The organism is Shewanella sp. AS16 (assembly GCF_021412365.1).
In the GTDB taxonomy this organism is placed as follows: Bacteria; Pseudomonadota; Gammaproteobacteria; order Enterobacterales; family Shewanellaceae; genus Shewanella; species Shewanella salipaludis.
The window spans coordinates 460493-477375 of sequence record NZ_JAKCLK010000001.1; the positions used below are offsets into that span (position 1 = coordinate 460493).

A 16883-nucleotide genomic window follows, 5' to 3' on the forward strand; every position below is an offset into this window, starting at 1 on the left:
ATTAAAGTATGCCAATCCGCTGGCAGGCTGGGTACAGCCGCGACAGGGAAAGCTAATGAAGAGAGCCAATGAAGATAGTCATAGCGCCGGATTCCTTTAAGGAGAGCCTGAGCTCGGCCCAAGCCGCGGCCGCGATAGCCCAAGGGCTGCGACAGGCATTGCCCTCTGCAGAACTGCAACTGCTGCCGGTGGCCGATGGCGGCGAAGGCACTGTGCAGGTCATGGTCGATGCCACCCGCGGCAGGTTCATCTCCAAAGAGGTCACTGGGCCGCTGGGTGACAGACTCATGGCCAGGTACGGCATCCTGGGCAAAGATGGCACTGCCGTGATTGAAATGGCCGCCGCCTCCGGCCTGCAACTTGTCGCCAAGAATGAGCGAGATCCCAGACTCACTGGCAGCCGTGGCACGGGCGAGCTGATCATGGATGCGCTTGAGCGAGGATGCAGGCACATCATTCTCGGCCTCGGCGGCAGCGCCTGCAACGATGCCGGTGCCGGCATGTTACAGGCCTTAGGGCTGCGACTGCTCAATGCCAGGGGACAGGAGCTTGCCCCCGGCGGCGCGGCACTGGCAAAGCTTGCGCGAATAGAGACGACTGAACTGCATCCGCTGCTGGCGCTATGTCGCTTCGAATTGGCCTGCGATGTGGACAATCCCCTATGCGGCGAGCGCGGCGCCTCCGCGGTATTCGGACCACAGAAAGGTGCCACTAAGGCCATGGTACAGGAGCTGGATAAGGCCTTGGCGCATTTTGCCCAATGCCTGGTCGCCGGCGGCTTTGCCGACATGCGTGACATGCCGGGCGCCGGCGCGGCGGGCGGCATGGGACTGGCGGCCATGGCGGTACTCAATGCCGAGGTAAAATCCGGGATAGAACTTGTGCTCGGATACACAGGGCTGGCCGAGGCCCTGCGGGAAGCGGATCTGCTGATCACCGGTGAAGGTTGCCTGGATAAACAAACACTGGCCGGCAAGGCGCCATTTGGGGTGCTGAAGTTAGCCCTGGCGCAGAAGGTCCAAGTAATAGGCATAGCCGGCAGCCTGGGCGATGGCGCCGAGGCGCTGCTCGACGCCGGCATGACGGCGGTCTTTCCCATCATCCCGGCCCTCTGCTCGGAAGATACCCTGTTGCGCCATGCCGAAGCCAATCTGAGCCATACGGCCCGCAACATAGCCGCGACCCTAGGATTGGGCATGAAGTTAGCCAAGCCATGCAGATAGCGACTAATCTCATGCCGATGGCGGCTAACCCAATACCGATGGCGACTAACCCAATACCAATGGCGACTAACCCAATGCCAATAGCGGCTAACCCAGAGTCGGGCCACAAGACTTTGGTTTTATCCCTTGATGCGCTATGAGGCTTGCAGTAAAGTGAGCTCCCTTTTTCAAGACTCCGCATCATGGCAATTTGCTCACGCGCGCCATGCGGTTACGCAAGACGAATAAACAGACGGCACGCCCTATGAAAACTCAGCATCCCCGCCAAGCGACAGCATCCGAAGACAGCCTGATGCGCATATTTACCGTGCCCGAGGCGGCGGATTCCACCCTCAGCATCATAGAGCAGAAATTGTCGGCGGATTTGGCGGGCTTTCTGGGCGAGAGCATAGCCGCACTGGAAAAACCCTTGGCGGAAATCGAAACCGACTTCCAGGCCTTCGACATTCCCAGTACCCCAAGGTTTGTGTCCGACTATACGGACGAGATAATGCATAGCTTGGTGGCGCACTCTGTGCACACTGCGGCGCCCAGTTTCATAGGCCACATGACCTCGGCCCTGCCTTATTTCGTCTTGCCTCTGTCGAAAATGATGATAGGCCTGAATCAGAACCTGGTGAAGATAGAGACCTCCAAGGCCTTCACCCCGCTGGAGCGCCAAGTGCTCGGCATGATGCACCATCTGATCTATGCCCGTGATGGGGATTTTTACCAAAGCTGGATGCATAGCGCCAATCATTCCCTCGGCGCCTTCTGCTCCGGCGGCACCATCGCCAACATCACGGCGCTGTGGATAGCCCGTAATCAGGTGCTCAAGGCCGACGGTGACTTCAAGGGGATTGCCCGCGAAGGCCTGTTACGTGGGCTACGCCACTATGGTTTTGAAGATCTTGCCATCCTGGTGTCCGAACGCGGTCACTATTCCCTGGGTAAGGCCGCCGATCTGTTGGGGCTGGGACGCGACAACATCATCAGCATAGCGACGGGGCCGGACAACAAGGTCGATGTCGAGCAGATGCGTGCCACCGCCCTGGCACTGGCGGCCAAGAAGGTCAAGGTGATGGCCATCATAGGGGTGGCTGGCACCACGGAGACGGGCAATGTCGACCCCCTGCCTGAGCTGGCCGCACTGGCCGCCGAGCTGGGTTGCCATTTCCATGTGGATGCCGCCTGGGGCGGTGCCAGTTTATTATCCAACAAATACCGCCATCTGCTCGCCGGCATTGAACTGGCCGACTCTGTCACCATAGATGCTCACAAACAGATGTACGTTCCCATGGGTGCCGGCATGGTGATCTTCAAAGATCCCGAATTTGCCCATGCCATAGCCCACCACGCCGAATACATACTGCGCCGCGGCTCCAAAGATCTTGGCAGCCAAACCCTGGAAGGCTCACGCCCAGGGATGGCCATGCTGGTACACGCCTGTTTGCAGATCATAGGCCGTGAGGGCTATGAAATCCTGATCAACAATAGCCTGGAAAAGGCGCGCTACTTCGCCGATAAGATAAGCCAACAGCCAGACTTCGAGTTGGTCACGGCCCCCGAGCTATGCCTGTTGACCTACCGCTATGTGCCGGCACAGGTGCAGCGCGCCATGACACAGGCGTGCGCCGCCGGCGACATCGCCAGGCTGGCACAGTTCAACGAACTGCTCGACGGCTTGACCAAGTTTATCCAGAAGCATCAACGCGAGCAGGGCAAGTCCTTCGTGTCGCGCACCCGCATCCAACCGGCGCGCTATTTCCGCCAACATACGGTGGTGTTCCGGGTGGTACTGGCCAATCCCCTGACCAGCAGGGAGATCCTCGATGCCGTGCTTGTCGAGCAGACACAGATAGCCGCACTGGATAAGGAGTTTTTACCTAAGCTCATGGCGCTGCTTTAGTCCCAAGGCACCCGGGTGGGAAAAGTTCTGCCCGAGCCGGCCAAAGGTGCGACAAATAACAAGCATTTAGCTTAGACATCCGCTAATCTGGTCGAACCTTCAACCTTGAAAGTCAAAACATGGAAAGTTTTATGACCCTGAAACAGCTGCTGTCCCTTGCCCCCCTGATGTTGCTCAATGCCTGCTCGACAATTAACACCCTGAGCCCGGAGCAGGAGCATATAGACATTGCCTACCATGGCAGGAAGAGCTATTGCGATGAAATACCCAGAATATACAGTGGTGTGGCCTACAATGTCTGCCTGGTCAAAGGCGAGCCCAGCCAAACGACGGATTTGGGCAGCAGTCTCAACGGCGTGCCATTTTTTGTCATAGACACGGTTTTTTCCGCCGCTGCAGATACCCTGGCATTGCCTTATACCCTCTACCAACAAGCCCGGCATGGCAACATAGCAGTCAACTAGCAGCCGACTGACTCCTTTGGCGCAGTCACCTGGGTGCGCCATTGCGGCCAGGCCGGTTTTCAAGGTATAAACACAGGAAGCGCCGTTAAGCAGTGACGGGGATGCCAAGAGATGGGCCTGCCAATTGACAGCCATGAAGCAAGCCATGACGAACCCAGGAGCCTGAGTGCCTTCCATGAATTCTGTTGAGCCACAATCGAGCCCCCAGCAAAAGGCCGGCGCCTTCCTGAGGGGGACCCTGGCCGTGCTGCCGCTCACCCTGGCCGTGGTGCCCTGGGGCATACTGGCGGGCTCATTTGCCTTGGAGGTGGGACTGACGCCGCTCGAAAGCCAGGCCATGTCGGCGATCATCTTCGCCGGCAGCGCCCAGTTGGTCGCCCTGGGGATGATCAAAGCCGGCATAGGCCTTGGCAGCATACTCGTCACTACCCTGCTCATCACCTCGCGCCACTTGCTGTATGCCATGGCGATGCGCAGCCAGATAAGCCCACTGCCCCTGGGTTGGCGTCTGGGTCTGGGCTTCTTGCTGACAGATGAACTGTTCGCCATCGCCAATCAGGGCAAACAACATAAGTTCGATCCCTGGTATGCCTTGGGCGGCGGCCTGAGCTTCTACCTGGGCTGGAATCTGGCGACCTTGCTCGGCATAGTGGCAGGCAGGTCCATCGACAACTTAGGGGAGCTGGGGCTGGATTTCGCCATCGCCGCCACCTTCATCGCCTTGGTGATCCCCACGGTGAAAAAACCTTCGATACTCGTGTGCGTGCTGGTGTCCCTGACCCTGGCCGTGGTCTGCGCCCTGTTTGAAGTGCAAGCCGGGCTGCTGATCGCCGCACTCTGCGGTATGACGTCCGGGGTAGTGTACGCCAGGCTGACGGGGGAAAGTGACATGCCTGGAACCCAGGCTGACAGGTCCCCAGAGGCGGGCGCTGCACATGAGGAGCATGACGCATGATGTGGTTGATAATCCTTAGCATGGCGGCCGTGGTTTTCATCAGCCGTCATCTGTTGCTCGAACCTAAGCTACCGCTGCGGCTGAGCAAACGCACTCAAAGCTTTCTCGGCTACTCGGCGCCTGCGGTACTCACAGCCATCTTCGCCCCCCTGGTGTTCGTTCGCGACGGCCGGCTGGCTCTGGGGCTGGATAATAGCTATCTGGTGTGTGCCCTGGTGGCGACCGCGCTGGCGCTGCTGACCCGCAACACCCTGCTGACCACAGTCCTGAGCATGGGGCTCTTCTTCCTGATCCACTAGCCATTAGCCATTAGCCATTAGCCATTAGCCATTAGCCATTAGCCATTAGCCAGAGTGCCACCGAGTCAGGCTCCAAGCCAGGGCCTCTTGCCAACTCAGCCCGGCTTTGTCCCTACCCTGCTGCATCCCCATAGCCGCAATCTTGCCGGCCGGCGTGCTTTGACACTCCTCTGGGGCATGATTCGCCATAGCCTGAAATTAACACTATGCTTATAAAGCAATTTTTGGATGAATAACTCATCAAGGATGACATTATGAAACATAAATCAGCCGCATTACTTCTGCTTTCTGCCTGTGCCTTCCCAAGCTTGGCCTCGCAACCTTCCGACATGCCAGCGGCATCGACCTGCACCGGCGCTTACCCCAGCTACTTCCAGGATCCAGCCTTCAACGACACTGGCATGTGGGACAACCAAGTGATCATCAACCAAGCCTATCCTGGCTGGAAAGGCCCCATTTTTCGCCTGAGTGATGCCTATACCGGCGCCAAGGCGGATCAGGCGGCGCCCTGGCGGGCCTTCAACCCCTTCGACAAGAGTCTGAGCGAGAGTGACAGGCATGCCCAAGCCAGAGGCTATTTATGGGCCGTGATGCACTATATCCAGGAAGGCAACATAGGCAGTGGTGATATAGATACAGATTGGGACCTCTGCAACAACCAGGTGCGCTCCTGGTATCACATACCCTACCAAACCTATGACCCCCTCAGCGGCCGCGAATTCATCCATGGTTTGACCCGGGAAGCCCCAGTCACCATGACCATCGCAGGTCAAGGAGATCTGAAGACCACCATGTGGGCCGTGGGCTTTTATAACCCGGCCGCGGGCAGCAGTATAGGGACAGTGTGGACGGGGGCACCGGCGCCTGAATTGCCCCAGCAGAATTTTCAATTCAATGAAGGCAGTGTCATAGGCAAGTTATTATTTACCACGGCCACCCCTAATAATTACCCCTTCCTCACGAATGTTCCCGTATGGCAAGCCAACATCAGTGCCAGTGAATTTTGCAGCTGTACAGGCACAGATGGCCAGGCATGCAGCTTTCAGCAGGAAACCGAGCAATGCCCGCGTTCCGTCGCCAATGTGTATCTGCTGCAGTTCGACATAGCGGTGCGGGATAGTCGCTCCCCCGTAGGTTGGGCCTATGGCACTTTCGTCGCCGACGGTCAGTTCAAGGCAAGTGAAAAAAATCCATGGGATCGCATTTCCCCCCTGGGCTTGATGTGGGGCAACGACACGCCGCCGCTTGGCAGCGGGGCCGCCGCCTATCCTCAAAATCCTGTGACGGGCCTGAAAGACAGCGCCATATTTCAGGACGTCGCCGGCAGACTGAATGCCCAGACAAATGCAGGCCATCTGGGCTGTGACAGCCGACTCAATGGTCCGGCCGACAATGCCCAGAGCAGTTGTCTCTCCTGCCATCAAACGGCTTCTGTGCCCGACAGCGACAACAATACCCCCGCCATCATGTACCAGTTCGCCTCCTATCAGAAGAAGGGCAGCGGTCAATGCATGACCTCGCCGAGCGATTTCGACTTGGCCATAGATCAGGTGTATTTCAAATCTTTCATGTGCTCCAGCTCTTTCAGCGGACCGAAAGACATTGTCCCCGCGCCCGATTATGCCCAAGGGCAGAAGCAATGGATCTCGACCGACTTTTCGCTGCAGCTCAGCATCAGCCTGACGCAATGGCAAGAGTGGCAACAAGACCAAGATAAACTGAAAAACAACATAAAAATCCGCCGATTCGACGGTACCCTGCCATCACGTTAACTCATAGACAGCAGCCTATGATGAAGAAGCAGTTCGGCTTGCTGCTTCTTCATTTTTCTTCTTCACTTTTTTCTTCTTCATTTTCCTGCTTCTTCATCATGCTTTTACATACTCAGGTAATTAGAAGATAAACCCGTAGATAAACATGGATACCGACATAGACTAAAGTATTAGCCGGAACCTTAAATTACTCCTTCAACATTATTGTTACCCATGAAGTTTAAACACGCCATGCTATTTAATCCTTATTGAAGTTAAGGAATGACATCTCATTAAATACAAATCCAACAAGCAGTAAATTACCGAATACCCCAACATAAAAATAAGTTAAAGCGCTTATTTAATTCAATTTAATACGAGTTATTAAAAAAACTAACACAGATCAATAATCAAACAAATTTAACACAATTTAAACAGTTTGAGATTTATTTATTTTTTAAATTGACCCGGTAAATTTAAAAATGCTAGCTTAAATAAGTGCCACGATGTAATGATACTTATATGATAAAGGAGCTGTACATATAATTCCCATAGGCACGCAACTGTACAATGGAATTATTAAAGTAAAGGAATAATAATGAAGATAACATCTGGTTTAAATATAATAACACTATCCTGTTTAACGGCATTTATGACGGTTTCCAGCTTGGTCGAAGCTGCGATCCCAAATACTATCCCCAAACTCTCTATGGTAGAGCACGCTTCACCGGATCTTGATTCGCTGAAAAATAATGTGATTAATGACCCTTCATTCATCGGCTCCCTCTTCTACCTGGGTCATCACCTGGGTTATGCCTGGGCCGGCGGCACCGCATCCCAATATGTGGGTCAAGACATAGCAGTGAAAAGGGAATCTGCTACCGAGTATAGCCTCAATGCCCGTTACAACAGCAATGACCCCTATGCCGGCGGCTACTGGTCCAGCGAACGCCTGAAAGTCAATCTGAAGAACATACACTTCGTGACCAACCCGCAAGATCTCACGCTGGGTACGCCGCAGATATATGAGCGCGAAGCCCTTTATACTGTCCCCTTTGTTGTCTATAACTGGGGAGACAGCGAAGATACCGGCCTGGCAACCCTGAATTACAATCGCACCACCAGCTGGGCAAAAACCGATAACTTTTCATTTTCCGAAAAAATCGGGGTGACCAATAAATATGAGGTTGGGATCCCAGGGTTGGGGGGAGCGAGTTCGGAGATCAGTGCCGAATTTTCTGCCAGCCAAGGCTGGAGCGAAACCAATGGCGACAGCACAAGTATCTCTGCCCAGGCACAATATAACGCGACTATGCCGCCGCGCAGCAAACGTTATGTCTCGATAACCTTATTCAAACAGAAGGCAGATATTCCCTACAGCTCAAATATGTTCATGATGTATGACGTTAAATATGAAAACTTCCTGCGTTGGGGAGGCAACGCCCATATAGATCATCCTACAGACAGACCCAATTTCCCTTATACCTTCGGGGGCGTCAATGCCAATAACCTGAGCGGACCTGAGTCGATAATAGATCAATATCTGCATCAGGATATTTATGGTTATGGTGTCTGGGATTGGCCGGCGGCCGTGACCTCCTCAACGAATAAGAGTTGGTTCGAATGGCATCTGGCTAATTTGGCGAGAAAACATGGCGCGCCTATTTCCGGCAAGTTCACGACCATAGACTCGAGCCAATTCTATATAGATGCAGGTGCGGCTATTCCGCTGACAGATGAAGACATGGCCAACCGCCCCGGGGTCCAAACCCAAAGTTTCGGATTCAATAACAACAATATTGAGATAGTGGTCGGAGACATAGAAAACAACGACTACGAGGGGCTCATCGACAACCTCAGCGTTACCCAGCCAAGCGATATGATGTTGAACAACTGAGTTATCTTCATCCCAGTGTCGTAACCACTGGAGTCGGAGATCTTCATAGCCTGGACGGATGAAGCCCCGACGTTAAACCCCGACGCTCGCGTCGGGGTTTATTACATCCAAACGCTGCTGTTTTTAAGCTTGGCCGGGGATTGGCGACAGATCATCCCTAGGCTAACCTGAGTCATCCATTCCCTTGAAGAAAAACACATTTCCAATAAAATGACTTCTCCCCAAGCACGCCGGGATTTAGACTGAGTCCATTCTGGCCGAGCAAGCCACTCTTGATTGTGCAATTGTGCATTTGCTTCTGCCGTGACTCACCGGAGCCCTATCTTGCTTACTCTCTATATCGCCAATAAAAACTACTCGTCCTGGTCGCTGCGCCCCTGGATCCTCATGACCCAATTGGGGCTGACATTCGACGAAAAACTGGTGCCCTTCGGCGGCCGGGAAAACACGAGTCGCTTCAGCAGCTTTTCACCGACAGCCAAGGTACCCTGCCTGCAGGATGGCGAGATCCTGGTGTGGGATTCACTGGCGATCATAGAATATCTGGCCGAGCAGGTGCCGGAGATCTGGCCCGCCGATCGCGTCGCCCGCGCCTGGGCACGCTGCGCCGCCGCCGAGATGCATTCAGGTTTCGGCGCCATACGCAACGGCTGCACCATGAACTGCGGCCTGAGGGTAAGGCTGCATCAATGGCCCGACTCTCTGAAGGCGGAATGGCACCGAATAGACAGCCTATGGCAACAGGGGCTCACGCGCTTCGGCGGTCCCTTTCTGGCGGGCGAGCACTTCAGCGCCGTCGATGCCTTCTTCGCCCCACTGGCCTTTCGGGCCCAGAGTTACGCCCCGCCCCTGTCTGCCAGCGCTCAGGCCTATGTGCAACACCTGTTGGCACTGCCCGGCATGCAGGCCTGGTATGAGGCGGCGCTGGCCGAACCCTGGCGCGACGAGGAACACGAAACAGAGGCCAGAGAGGCTGGGGTCTGGCTGGAAGATCTGCGGAAAAATTGAGCTATGCAGGCGGCCGACGTCGGTCGGCTGCCACTTGCAACCGGGCCTATTGGAGAGCCGGGAGTCAAGGGAATCGGCCCATAACGGGCCTATGAGGGTCAGCCGGCGCGTCCTGTGTCCCTGACCTTTGCCGGCGGCTTCTTGTCTGTCACATGCCTGCCTGTCTCATGCCTGTCGGCTTCGGCAGCCGCCATCAAGCGCATGAAGTCGTCCCGCTCCTGACCCGGGCTCACAGGGAAAAAGCGCCCCAATTTATCCAGCGCCACTATGCGATCCACCCTGAAGTTACGAAAATCTGCTCTAAGCTCACACCAGGTCAGCAGAGTCCAGGTGCCGCGCCAGAAGTAGATGGCCAGCGGACGTACTTCCCGCTCGGTCTGCACCCGGTTGGCATCCTGATAGCAGAGCTTCACATATTCGCGGGCGCTGGCGGCATTGCGCAAGGGATCCAAAAACTGGAACTCATCCGAATCCAGATAAAAGTCCGGGGAAAACATCAGTGACTGGTTACGCTGCAACCTGGCGGGCAACACGGCTTCGACCTTGATCATCGCCTGTTTGGCGGCGCTGCCCAGCTCCTTGCCGCCCCAGGTCTGCACCATGCGCATGCCCACCTGTATCGCCTCGAGCTCGGCCTCGGTGAACATGAGTGGCGGCACATTGACTTCGTGGCGCAGCAGGTAGCCCACCCCGGCCTCGCCCTCTATGGGAATACCACTCAGGCAGAGGTCCTGCACGTCACGGTAGATGGTACGGGTCGAGACCTCGAGCCGCTCGGCCAGTTCGGCGGCCGTGGTCAGGCGTCGGTGACGCAGGATCTGAACCAATTGAAATAATCTGTCGGCGCGGCGCATCCCGTCTCTGTTCTCCCTTTGACACTTAGCTTGTTGGCCCTGTTGCGCTATTGCATTGCAAGAGTCGCCCCATGCAAAAGCCAGACCTGCATGCAGGTCTGGCTTGGCTATGCAGTGGCCGGCGGGCCTACGCCTTCAGGCCACTGCCACTCAGACCACTGGCATTCAAACCCCAGTCATCTGCTTGCTCATCACTTCTTTAGCCTGCTACCCCTATGTAGATCTCGACCCGATTGTCATTGGGATAACATTCGAAGTCGGTCAGATAGCGACGGCGGTATGGGCAATCGGCCGAGGCGAAATAGGCCCACACCCGGCCCCAGAGAGCAATCACGCTCCCTGGCATCTCTCCCTCGGCGCTGAACTGCAGGTAGTCTCCGGCCACCAGAGTGACCTCGGCCATGGCGTTATCCGCCGAGGCGAGCGCCAGAGAGTCTGCCGTTGTACCGGCCAGGACACTGAAGTCGGCATGCATATCGGATTGATATTCATGGTAGACCCCATACACTGGTGTGCCGGCATTGAGGCGACTCCTGTACTTGGCATGGAATTGCTGCCATAGGGGCCCTATCTTGCCCGACGCCGGCTGCATCTCGGCCGCATTATTGGTGCGTACCTTGAGCCCATGTATCTGCTTGTCATCCAAGTGTATCAACTTCAATTTCGACTCCTGTTCCCTGTCCTTCGACGCTCGCTTAGGCCAAATCTTTCGCCCACAAGCCTACCCTGTTGCCTTCGCTGTCGGCAAACTGGGCGCAATAACCGCATTCGCCGTCCTTAATACCCGTTGCCGGCATGAGGATCTCGACACCGGCCGACGCCAGCTTATCCAGCAAGGGCTGCAGTTTAGCACTCAGATGCAGGTAGACCACAGATCCCTGCAGTGAAGGCTCTGCGCCCTTGTGCTTGATCAGCCCTATGCTGGCGGCATCCGACTGCTCTGTCAGCAGCACAGCATATTCCATGTCCCCCATGGTTTCATTTTTGAACGCCAGAGTGAAATGGTGCTGATAAAATGCGATGGCCCTGTCCATATCTGTCACTGGGATTTCGCCCCAGACCAGAGGTGCTATTGGTAACATATTGATGCTCTCCTTGTTGAAAATCCATATAAATTTCAGTGGCCAACGGATTGAAACTACGCAATTTGGCCGACAGGAAGAAGCATAAGGCGCACCTACTGACAGCATAGTGTCAGTAGGCTTGGCGCAGATGAAAAAAAAGTTACTTTGGCAGACTGGCCTGATGGGCCCGGATGAAATTCGCCATGGCCTTGTCGGCACGGCCGTTGGCACTGTCCAGGCTGTCGTCGGGGTTAAGGGGTTCCACCAGCTCGTAATAACACTTGATCTTGGGCTCTGTGCCGGACGGCCGCACTATCACCCTGGCTCCCCCCTCCAGGCGGTAGAGCAACACATCGCTGGCGGGCAACTCTATGGCCTCGCTGCGGCCATCGGCGAAGCGGCGCAGGCTGCTTTTGAGATCTTCAGTCTCCAGCACCCGGAAACCGGCGATGGCCTCGGGCGGATGTTCACGCAAGTAGGCGCCTATGTCCGGGGTACCCGGCTTGAGCGCTATGCTCACCTGGGCGTTGAGATGCAGACCATGCCGGCGGTAAATCTGCTCCAGCCTGTCCCAGAGCGTCAGCCCCTGGGCGGTTAATTCGGCAGTCAGCTGGGCAAAGGCCAGTAACGCCGAGATGCCGTCCTTGTCCCACACCATGTCCCCCACTGTATAGCCCAGGGCTTCTTCATAGGCGAACAGAAAACGGTTCTCGGGTTTCGATTTGGCGATGGCGACATTCATCAGCCATTTGAACCCTGTCAGAGTGGTATAAGTCTGGCTGTTGAAACTGGCGGCGATCTTGGACAGCAGGCTGGAAGACACTAAGGTGGTGCCCGTCAGTCTATGGTCGAGGGCGGCGTGACCCAGGAGGTAATGCCCCAGCAAGGCGCCGACCTGATCGCCGGTCAGCATCCGATAGTCACCGTCGTCCCGACGCACCGCCACGGCGAAGCGATCGGCATCCGGGTCGTTGGCACAGGCCAGCATGGCGCCATGCTTTCTGGCCTCGGCGATCACCAGATCCATGGCTCCCGGCTCTTCAGGGTTGGGAAAGTTGACCGTAGGAAAATCACCGTCCGGCTCACGCTGGGCCGCCACCGAATACACCAAATTGAACCCCGCATCGGCGAGCACAGTCTCGGCCATCTCGGCGCCGACCCCATGCATGGCTGTGTAGGCCAGGCTCACGCCCTCGGGCGGAATGGCGCTCTGCAATACCTCGGCGTGCATTATGCCGCGGCGGTATAGCTGATAGAAGTCATCCTGCAACCAACTGAGCTTGCCCAACTTGGTCGCCTGGCTCTGATCCAGGAAGGGAATGTCCCGGGTGGCCGCCTGTTCGATACAGGCGGCGATACCTTTGTCATGGGGCGGGATGATCTGGGCACCATTCTCCCAGTAGACTTTATAGCCGTTGTACTCGGGAGGATTGTGACTTGCGGTCACCACTATCCCGGCCACGGCGTCGAAGTGTTTCACCCCGAAAGCCACCAGCGGCGTCGGCGCCACCCTGGCGGTCAAACGGACCCTGATACCCATGGCGGTCAAGACGCTGGCGGCGTCGTGGGCGAACTGACGGGAATCATGGCGGCCATCGAAACCTATCACCACCCCGCGCACCGCCGCGTCTTTCACCTGCTGCAGCAGATAGTTGCCCAGCCCAGCCGACGTCTGGCATATCACCAAGCGATTCATGCCCATGGGGCCAGGGCCAACCACGCCGCGCAGCCCGGCGGTGCCAAACTCCAGCCGACCGGCGAAACGGGCGGCGAGCTCAGCCTCATCCTGCGCCTGGATCAGCGCTTGCAGCTGGGCCCGGGTATGGGGGTCGGGATCTTTTTCCAGCCAATGCTTCAACTGTAATTGCAGATGGGTATTCATTGAGCACCTCGTTCAACCTAAGCTTGAGTCACATTAAGAAAAACTCTGGCAGAGAACAAGCGAATTTGCATTAATTACCCGAGCGCCAGGGATGAACAGGCATAGGCCGAGGCGCCCTCGAGGCCGCGACTCGATCGGCACCACAGGGAAGAGGAATATGCAGTAAGGCCCCGGACTCATGTGCGGGCCTCTGCGGCGGCAAGGCCCGGTTAACGCGATAGATTTATCGACACCACATTCAGGACCGACTCCTGATCTTTCTGCTGCTGATGTTCCAGCTGCTCACGCCAGGGCTTATCACACACGCGCACCAAAAAGAAATTCTCCCTCGAGGTATCGGTGACGAACGCCATGCCGCTCTGCATCAGCTCATAGTGAATATCATGCACGAACACCAGGGAAAAATTTTGCCGGCCCGTGAGTTGATTTATGTCTTCGCGGGTGAGACTCACACCCTGCTCGACCTCTTCGAAGCGTTTGTATAGCCAATTAGCAAATTCCTTCGCACTTACCATAGACATTCTTGTATCTCCCATGCCATTGGATTTCTGGCTCGCTCGCCTCAAACCGACCCGTTTAGCGGCTGAACAACGACGGCTAAGCAGTTATGTATTTTCCATCTTTATTAATCACTTAACTCTATTACACCCATACGTTGGCATCCATGACCCAGGACGGAAACTGACCATGTGTTAATCAATGACCGTTCAACTTAATATAGATGAATCCCTGTGGAACGACAAAAAAGGCCGGGTTGGATCTCGGCCTCTGTGTTGCAGCCAGCTGTCGCGCTGTCGCAGAGTACTTTTGGAAAGAGTACTTTTGGAAAGAGTGCTTTGGGAAAGTGCCGTTGGAAAGGTGCCGTTGGAAAGGTGCCGTTGGAAAGAGTGCCGTTGGAAAGAGTGCCGTTGGAAAGCGTGCTTTTGGAAAGAGTGCTGCCGGAAACTGAGGTCCAAGCGTCTGTGCCAAGCGAGATTCGAACCTTCAATCATAAACGTCGTCGATCCCTTCGAGCCGGACCCAAGGCGCGCGGCGGCAGTCATACACTGACACTGTGGGCGGCGGCAAGGGCGAGCCGTGCGGCTTGGCAACTGAGGTGGCGACAAAGGCAGAGGCACTGTCATCCCCCCTGTCACGGGCGAAATTACCCGCTGGGATGGCGATCAGCTTGGGCTGGCTATCCACGAAGAAATAGAGGGTGGCGCCACAATCCGGGCAGAAGTGGAAATCGACCAGGCCGCCGCTGTCACCCCGGCGCCGGTAGCCCTTGCTGACACCCGAGACTTGCACCTGGGCCAGGGGGAAGCGCACCTGTACGCCGAACGCGCTGCCGGTGCGGATTTGGCAAGCGCTGCAATGACACACAGAAACCCGGACGGGTTCCCCTTTGGCAATGAGCGTCAATTGGCCGCAGCTGCAGCCGGCATGTCTTTGCATCCTGGTATCCTCTTATTTCGCAAGCTGATGATCTTGCCCTATTAAACGAGCTAACTCACTCGATGAAAAGCATTCATTTTCGATTCGGCAGGCAAATGCCGCCGTCGGCAGCACAGTCGCGGCCACGACTGCTACCAGGCTAAAAAAAAAGCGCCGCTGCCCGGGGCAGCGGCGCTGTTAAGGTTTGGCCTGTTAACCCTCAGCCGCACGCTGCTTCATCACGACACCTCACTGATACTGCCAGTTCAGGGTCACGCCGCTGAAGGCAGAATAGGGGTTGATCCCTATGTACCACTCGCCGGCCTGAGGATTATTGATGGTGCAGCTTTCTTCATTGCCACTCTTATAGGGGCGACAGGCATAGCTGGAACCCGTAGGTTGGCTGCCGGCCTTGAGGTATAAGTCGGCATCGCCTGTGCCGCCGCTGATGGTCACAGTCAGCGAGCTCATGCCGCTCGGCACTGTCACAGTGTGATACAGCCACTCAGAGGATGCGCTGAGATCCGTCAGCACCCCAGAGTCACCGCCCGAGCCAGTGTTATAGCTGCCGCTTAAGGTCAACCCCGCATAACTGCTGTAACCCTGCAGCATCACATAGTAATCGCCCGCCACCGGCGAGGCGAAACTGCATTGCTCATCGTTGCCCCCCTTGTAGGGACGGCAATCATAGCTGGCCGATGTCGGCAACTGTCCTTGCCTGACATAGAGATCCGCATCACCGCTGCCACCCGAGCTGGCTATGGTCAGCTGGCTGACATTGGCCGGCACTGTCATCACATAGAAGTTTTCACTTCCCGTGGCGCCGGCGATATCCGAAATCGGGATTTGATTCTCCAGAGGCGTCGCCGTCGGCAGCGGCAAGGCCTCGCCGAACCCCAACTCCAGGGCGAAGGCGGCGCCGAGCTTGGCAAAATTCAGCGCATGGTCGGCACTGTAATTGAACTGTGCCAGGGTATCGTTGGCCGTGTGGATGGCATTGTTGTGGGAGTCCATGGTGGATTCGAACGGCATGGTGGCCGAGAAACCGGCGTTATGCCATGAGGCATGATCCGAGCAGCCGTAACCACAAGTGCTGTAACTGTAATTGACGCTCGGCAGATAGGCATCCAGCAACTGGGTCATGTATTGATTGAGTTTGCTGTCCGTGTAGTCGTCCATGAAGACTATGTCTTCGATGCTGCCGGCATAGGCCGTCATATCCAGCTGCATCACGGCGAGGACTTGCTGATTATTGCTCGCCGCCTCGTTGGCTATCGCCTGACTCCCCCTGAGACCCACTTCTTCGGCGGCGTAACCTATGAACTTAATGGTACGCCTGGGTTGGTTGCCCTGGGCCATGAAGACCCGCAAGATCTCTGTCAGGGTCGCGATCCCCGAGGCGTTGTCATCGGCCCCTGGGGCCAGAGCCGACTCGCCAGTGTTACCGCCATTGATCGAATCCAGATGCCCGCCCAGCACCACTATCTCCTGCGCCTGGCTGCTGCCCTGCAGGGTCAGCACCACTGAGTCCTGGCCCCAGGCCGGGTGATCATAACGACTCACAGAGGCCCAGCTATAGCCTTGGACCATGGAGGTCCACTCGTCCGCCAGCCAGATGGCCGCATTCTGGCCATGGCTGCTGGTGTAGTACCTGTTGGTGAAGTCCGACATGGTGCCTATGGTGGTGATGATATTGTCACCGGACACGGCGGCGATCGCCGTGGTCACCTTCTGCTGCTGACCTATCTCAGGTGGATTGAACTGCGCCAAACTGATGGGCAGTTGACTCGCCAACAGCGCCTGCTGCTGCGACTCATGCACGGTGAAACCGCCGCAGCGGTTATGCTGCTCATGCATCAGGGTGCTGAGTTTCAAGATGGCCTGCTCTGGGATGCGGGCGATGAGCCGCTGCTGTGGCATCAGGGCATTCACCTGCTCAGGGATCACGGCCTGGACTTGTTTCAGGGTATTGAGGGTATCGCTGTCTGCGGTGATCCACAGATCTTTCGCCTGCACCTGAGTCAGCACCATCAGCGGTGCCAAAGATAACAAAGCGGTTTTAATACTGGCTTTCATAGATTATTGTTCCTTCAATGATTGAATATCCACTCCCTTGGACGAGCCTAATACGAGCCGTACGGTAAAACCCGGTTCCATCCTCTCAGTTAGGGTCGAACACTGA

15 protein-coding genes are annotated in these 16883 nt (G+C 56.2%); 8 read left to right on the plus strand and 7 right to left on the minus strand.

Translation table 11 applies throughout. The annotated features are described in order from the left end of the window. The first annotated feature begins 68 nt into the window (after nucleotides 1-68). From LZP73_RS02110 to LZP73_RS02145, 8 genes are all read left to right on the plus strand, one after another. Nucleotides 69-1223: a glycerate kinase family protein gene (locus LZP73_RS02110; RefSeq protein ID WP_234232821.1), complete on the plus strand. Its 1155-nt coding sequence runs from the start codon at nucleotides 69-71 to the stop codon at nucleotides 1221-1223. Between the two features lie 244 nt (nucleotides 1224-1467). Further along, nucleotides 1468-3111: a pyridoxal-dependent aspartate 1-decarboxylase PanP gene (panP, locus tag LZP73_RS02115; protein ID WP_234232822.1), complete on the plus strand. Its 1644-nt coding sequence runs from the start codon at nucleotides 1468-1470 to the stop codon at nucleotides 3109-3111. 131 nt (nucleotides 3112-3242) lie between these two features. After that, the gene (locus LZP73_RS02120) at nucleotides 3243-3575 is read left to right on the plus strand and encodes a YceK/YidQ family lipoprotein (RefSeq protein WP_234232823.1); all 333 of its coding nucleotides are present in this window, start codon (nucleotides 3243-3245) and stop codon (nucleotides 3573-3575) included. Nucleotides 3576-3750: 175 nt separating this feature from the next. Next, a complete protein-coding gene (locus LZP73_RS02125) occupies nucleotides 3751-4530 on the plus strand; it encodes an AzlC family ABC transporter permease (protein ID WP_234232824.1) in 780 nt (259 codons plus the stop codon). Continuing rightward, a complete protein-coding gene (locus tag LZP73_RS02130) occupies nucleotides 4527-4829 on the plus strand; it encodes an AzlD domain-containing protein (RefSeq protein ID WP_169563146.1) in 303 nt (100 codons plus the stop codon). The genes LZP73_RS02125 and LZP73_RS02130 overlap by 4 nt, the downstream gene beginning before the upstream one ends. A gap of 254 nt (nucleotides 4830-5083) precedes the next feature. Then, nucleotides 5084-6601, plus strand: coding sequence for a hypothetical protein (locus tag LZP73_RS02135; RefSeq protein WP_234232825.1), 1518 nt, complete (start codon nucleotides 5084-5086; stop codon nucleotides 6599-6601). 631 nt (nucleotides 6602-7232) lie between these two features. Continuing rightward, nucleotides 7233-8477 (plus strand): aerolysin family beta-barrel pore-forming toxin, encoded by a 1245-nt coding sequence (locus LZP73_RS02140; protein WP_234232826.1) that lies wholly within the window; start codon nucleotides 7233-7235, stop codon nucleotides 8475-8477. A 324-nt stretch (nucleotides 8478-8801) separates the two neighbouring features. Further along, nucleotides 8802-9485, plus strand: a complete 684-nt coding sequence (locus tag LZP73_RS02145) for a glutathione S-transferase family protein (protein ID WP_234232827.1) — start codon at nucleotides 8802-8804, stop codon at nucleotides 9483-9485. A 98-nt stretch (nucleotides 9486-9583) separates the two neighbouring features. Here LZP73_RS02145 and LZP73_RS02150 read toward each other — a convergent pair whose 3' ends face one another. The 7 genes from LZP73_RS02150 to LZP73_RS02180 all read right to left on the minus strand — a co-directional run bounded on the left by LZP73_RS02150 (nucleotide 9584) and on the right by LZP73_RS02180 (nucleotide 16777). Further along, nucleotides 9584-10339 carry a helix-turn-helix transcriptional regulator gene (locus LZP73_RS02150; RefSeq protein ID WP_234232828.1) on the minus strand — a complete coding sequence of 252 codons (756 nt, stop codon included), beginning with the start codon at nucleotides 10337-10339 and terminating at the stop codon, nucleotides 9584-9586. A gap of 199 nt (nucleotides 10340-10538) precedes the next feature. Next, complete coding sequence (locus tag LZP73_RS02155) at nucleotides 10539-11000, minus strand: GyrI-like domain-containing protein (RefSeq protein ID WP_234232829.1); 462 nt, start codon at nucleotides 10998-11000, stop codon at nucleotides 10539-10541. Between the two features lie 34 nt (nucleotides 11001-11034). After that, nucleotides 11035-11421: a VOC family protein gene (locus tag LZP73_RS02160; RefSeq protein ID WP_234232830.1), complete on the minus strand. Its 387-nt coding sequence runs from the start codon at nucleotides 11419-11421 to the stop codon at nucleotides 11035-11037. A gap of 142 nt (nucleotides 11422-11563) precedes the next feature. After that, a complete protein-coding gene (locus tag LZP73_RS02165; protein WP_234232831.1) occupies nucleotides 11564-13285 on the minus strand; it encodes a phospho-sugar mutase in 1722 nt (573 codons plus the stop codon). 209 nt (nucleotides 13286-13494) lie between these two features. Beyond that, nucleotides 13495-13806 (minus strand): hypothetical protein, encoded by a 312-nt coding sequence (locus LZP73_RS02170; protein ID WP_234232832.1) that lies wholly within the window; start codon nucleotides 13804-13806, stop codon nucleotides 13495-13497. Nucleotides 13807-14269: 463 nt separating this feature from the next. After that, nucleotides 14270-14722: a GFA family protein gene (locus LZP73_RS02175; RefSeq protein WP_234232833.1), complete on the minus strand. Its 453-nt coding sequence runs from the start codon at nucleotides 14720-14722 to the stop codon at nucleotides 14270-14272. A 228-nt stretch (nucleotides 14723-14950) separates the two neighbouring features. Then, on the minus strand, nucleotides 14951-16777 hold the full coding sequence (locus LZP73_RS02180; protein WP_234232834.1) for a M20/M25/M40 family metallo-hydrolase: 1827 nt from the start codon (nucleotides 16775-16777) through the stop codon (nucleotides 14951-14953). Between the last annotated feature and the right edge of the window lie 106 nt (nucleotides 16778-16883).

Excerpts from the sequence above, each read along its gene's own strand:
- LZP73_RS02135 (WP_234232825.1), top strand. The coding sequence starts at position 5,084 with ATGAAACATAAATCAGCCGCATTACTTCTGCTTTCTGCCTGTGCCTTC.
- LZP73_RS02125 (WP_234232824.1), top strand. The coding sequence starts at position 3,751 with ATGAATTCTGTTGAGCCACAATCGAGCCCCCAGCAAAAGGCCGGCGCC.
- LZP73_RS02165 (WP_234232831.1), bottom strand. The coding sequence starts at position 13,285 with ATGAATACCCATCTGCAATTACAGTTGAAGCATTGGCTGGAAAAAGAT.
- LZP73_RS02180 (WP_234232834.1), bottom strand. The coding sequence starts at position 16,777 with ATGAAAGCCAGTATTAAAACCGCTTTGTTATCTTTGGCACCGCTGATG.
- panP (WP_234232822.1), top strand. The coding sequence starts at position 1,468 with ATGAAAACTCAGCATCCCCGCCAAGCGACAGCATCCGAAGACAGCCTG.
- LZP73_RS02160 (WP_234232830.1), bottom strand. The coding sequence starts at position 11,421 with ATGTTACCAATAGCACCTCTGGTCTGGGGCGAAATCCCAGTGACAGAT.
- LZP73_RS02140 (WP_234232826.1), top strand. The coding sequence starts at position 7,233 with ATGACGGTTTCCAGCTTGGTCGAAGCTGCGATCCCAAATACTATCCCC.
- LZP73_RS02110 (WP_234232821.1), top strand. The coding sequence starts at position 69 with ATGAAGATAGTCATAGCGCCGGATTCCTTTAAGGAGAGCCTGAGCTCG.
- LZP73_RS02150 (WP_234232828.1), bottom strand. The coding sequence starts at position 10,339 with ATGCGCCGCGCCGACAGATTATTTCAATTGGTTCAGATCCTGCGTCAC.
- LZP73_RS02130 (WP_169563146.1), top strand. The coding sequence starts at position 4,527 with ATGATGTGGTTGATAATCCTTAGCATGGCGGCCGTGGTTTTCATCAGC.
- LZP73_RS02170 (WP_234232832.1), bottom strand. The coding sequence starts at position 13,806 with ATGTCTATGGTAAGTGCGAAGGAATTTGCTAATTGGCTATACAAACGC.
- LZP73_RS02175 (WP_234232833.1), bottom strand. The coding sequence starts at position 14,722 with ATGCAAAGACATGCCGGCTGCAGCTGCGGCCAATTGACGCTCATTGCC.
- LZP73_RS02120 (WP_234232823.1), top strand. The coding sequence starts at position 3,243 with ATGACCCTGAAACAGCTGCTGTCCCTTGCCCCCCTGATGTTGCTCAAT.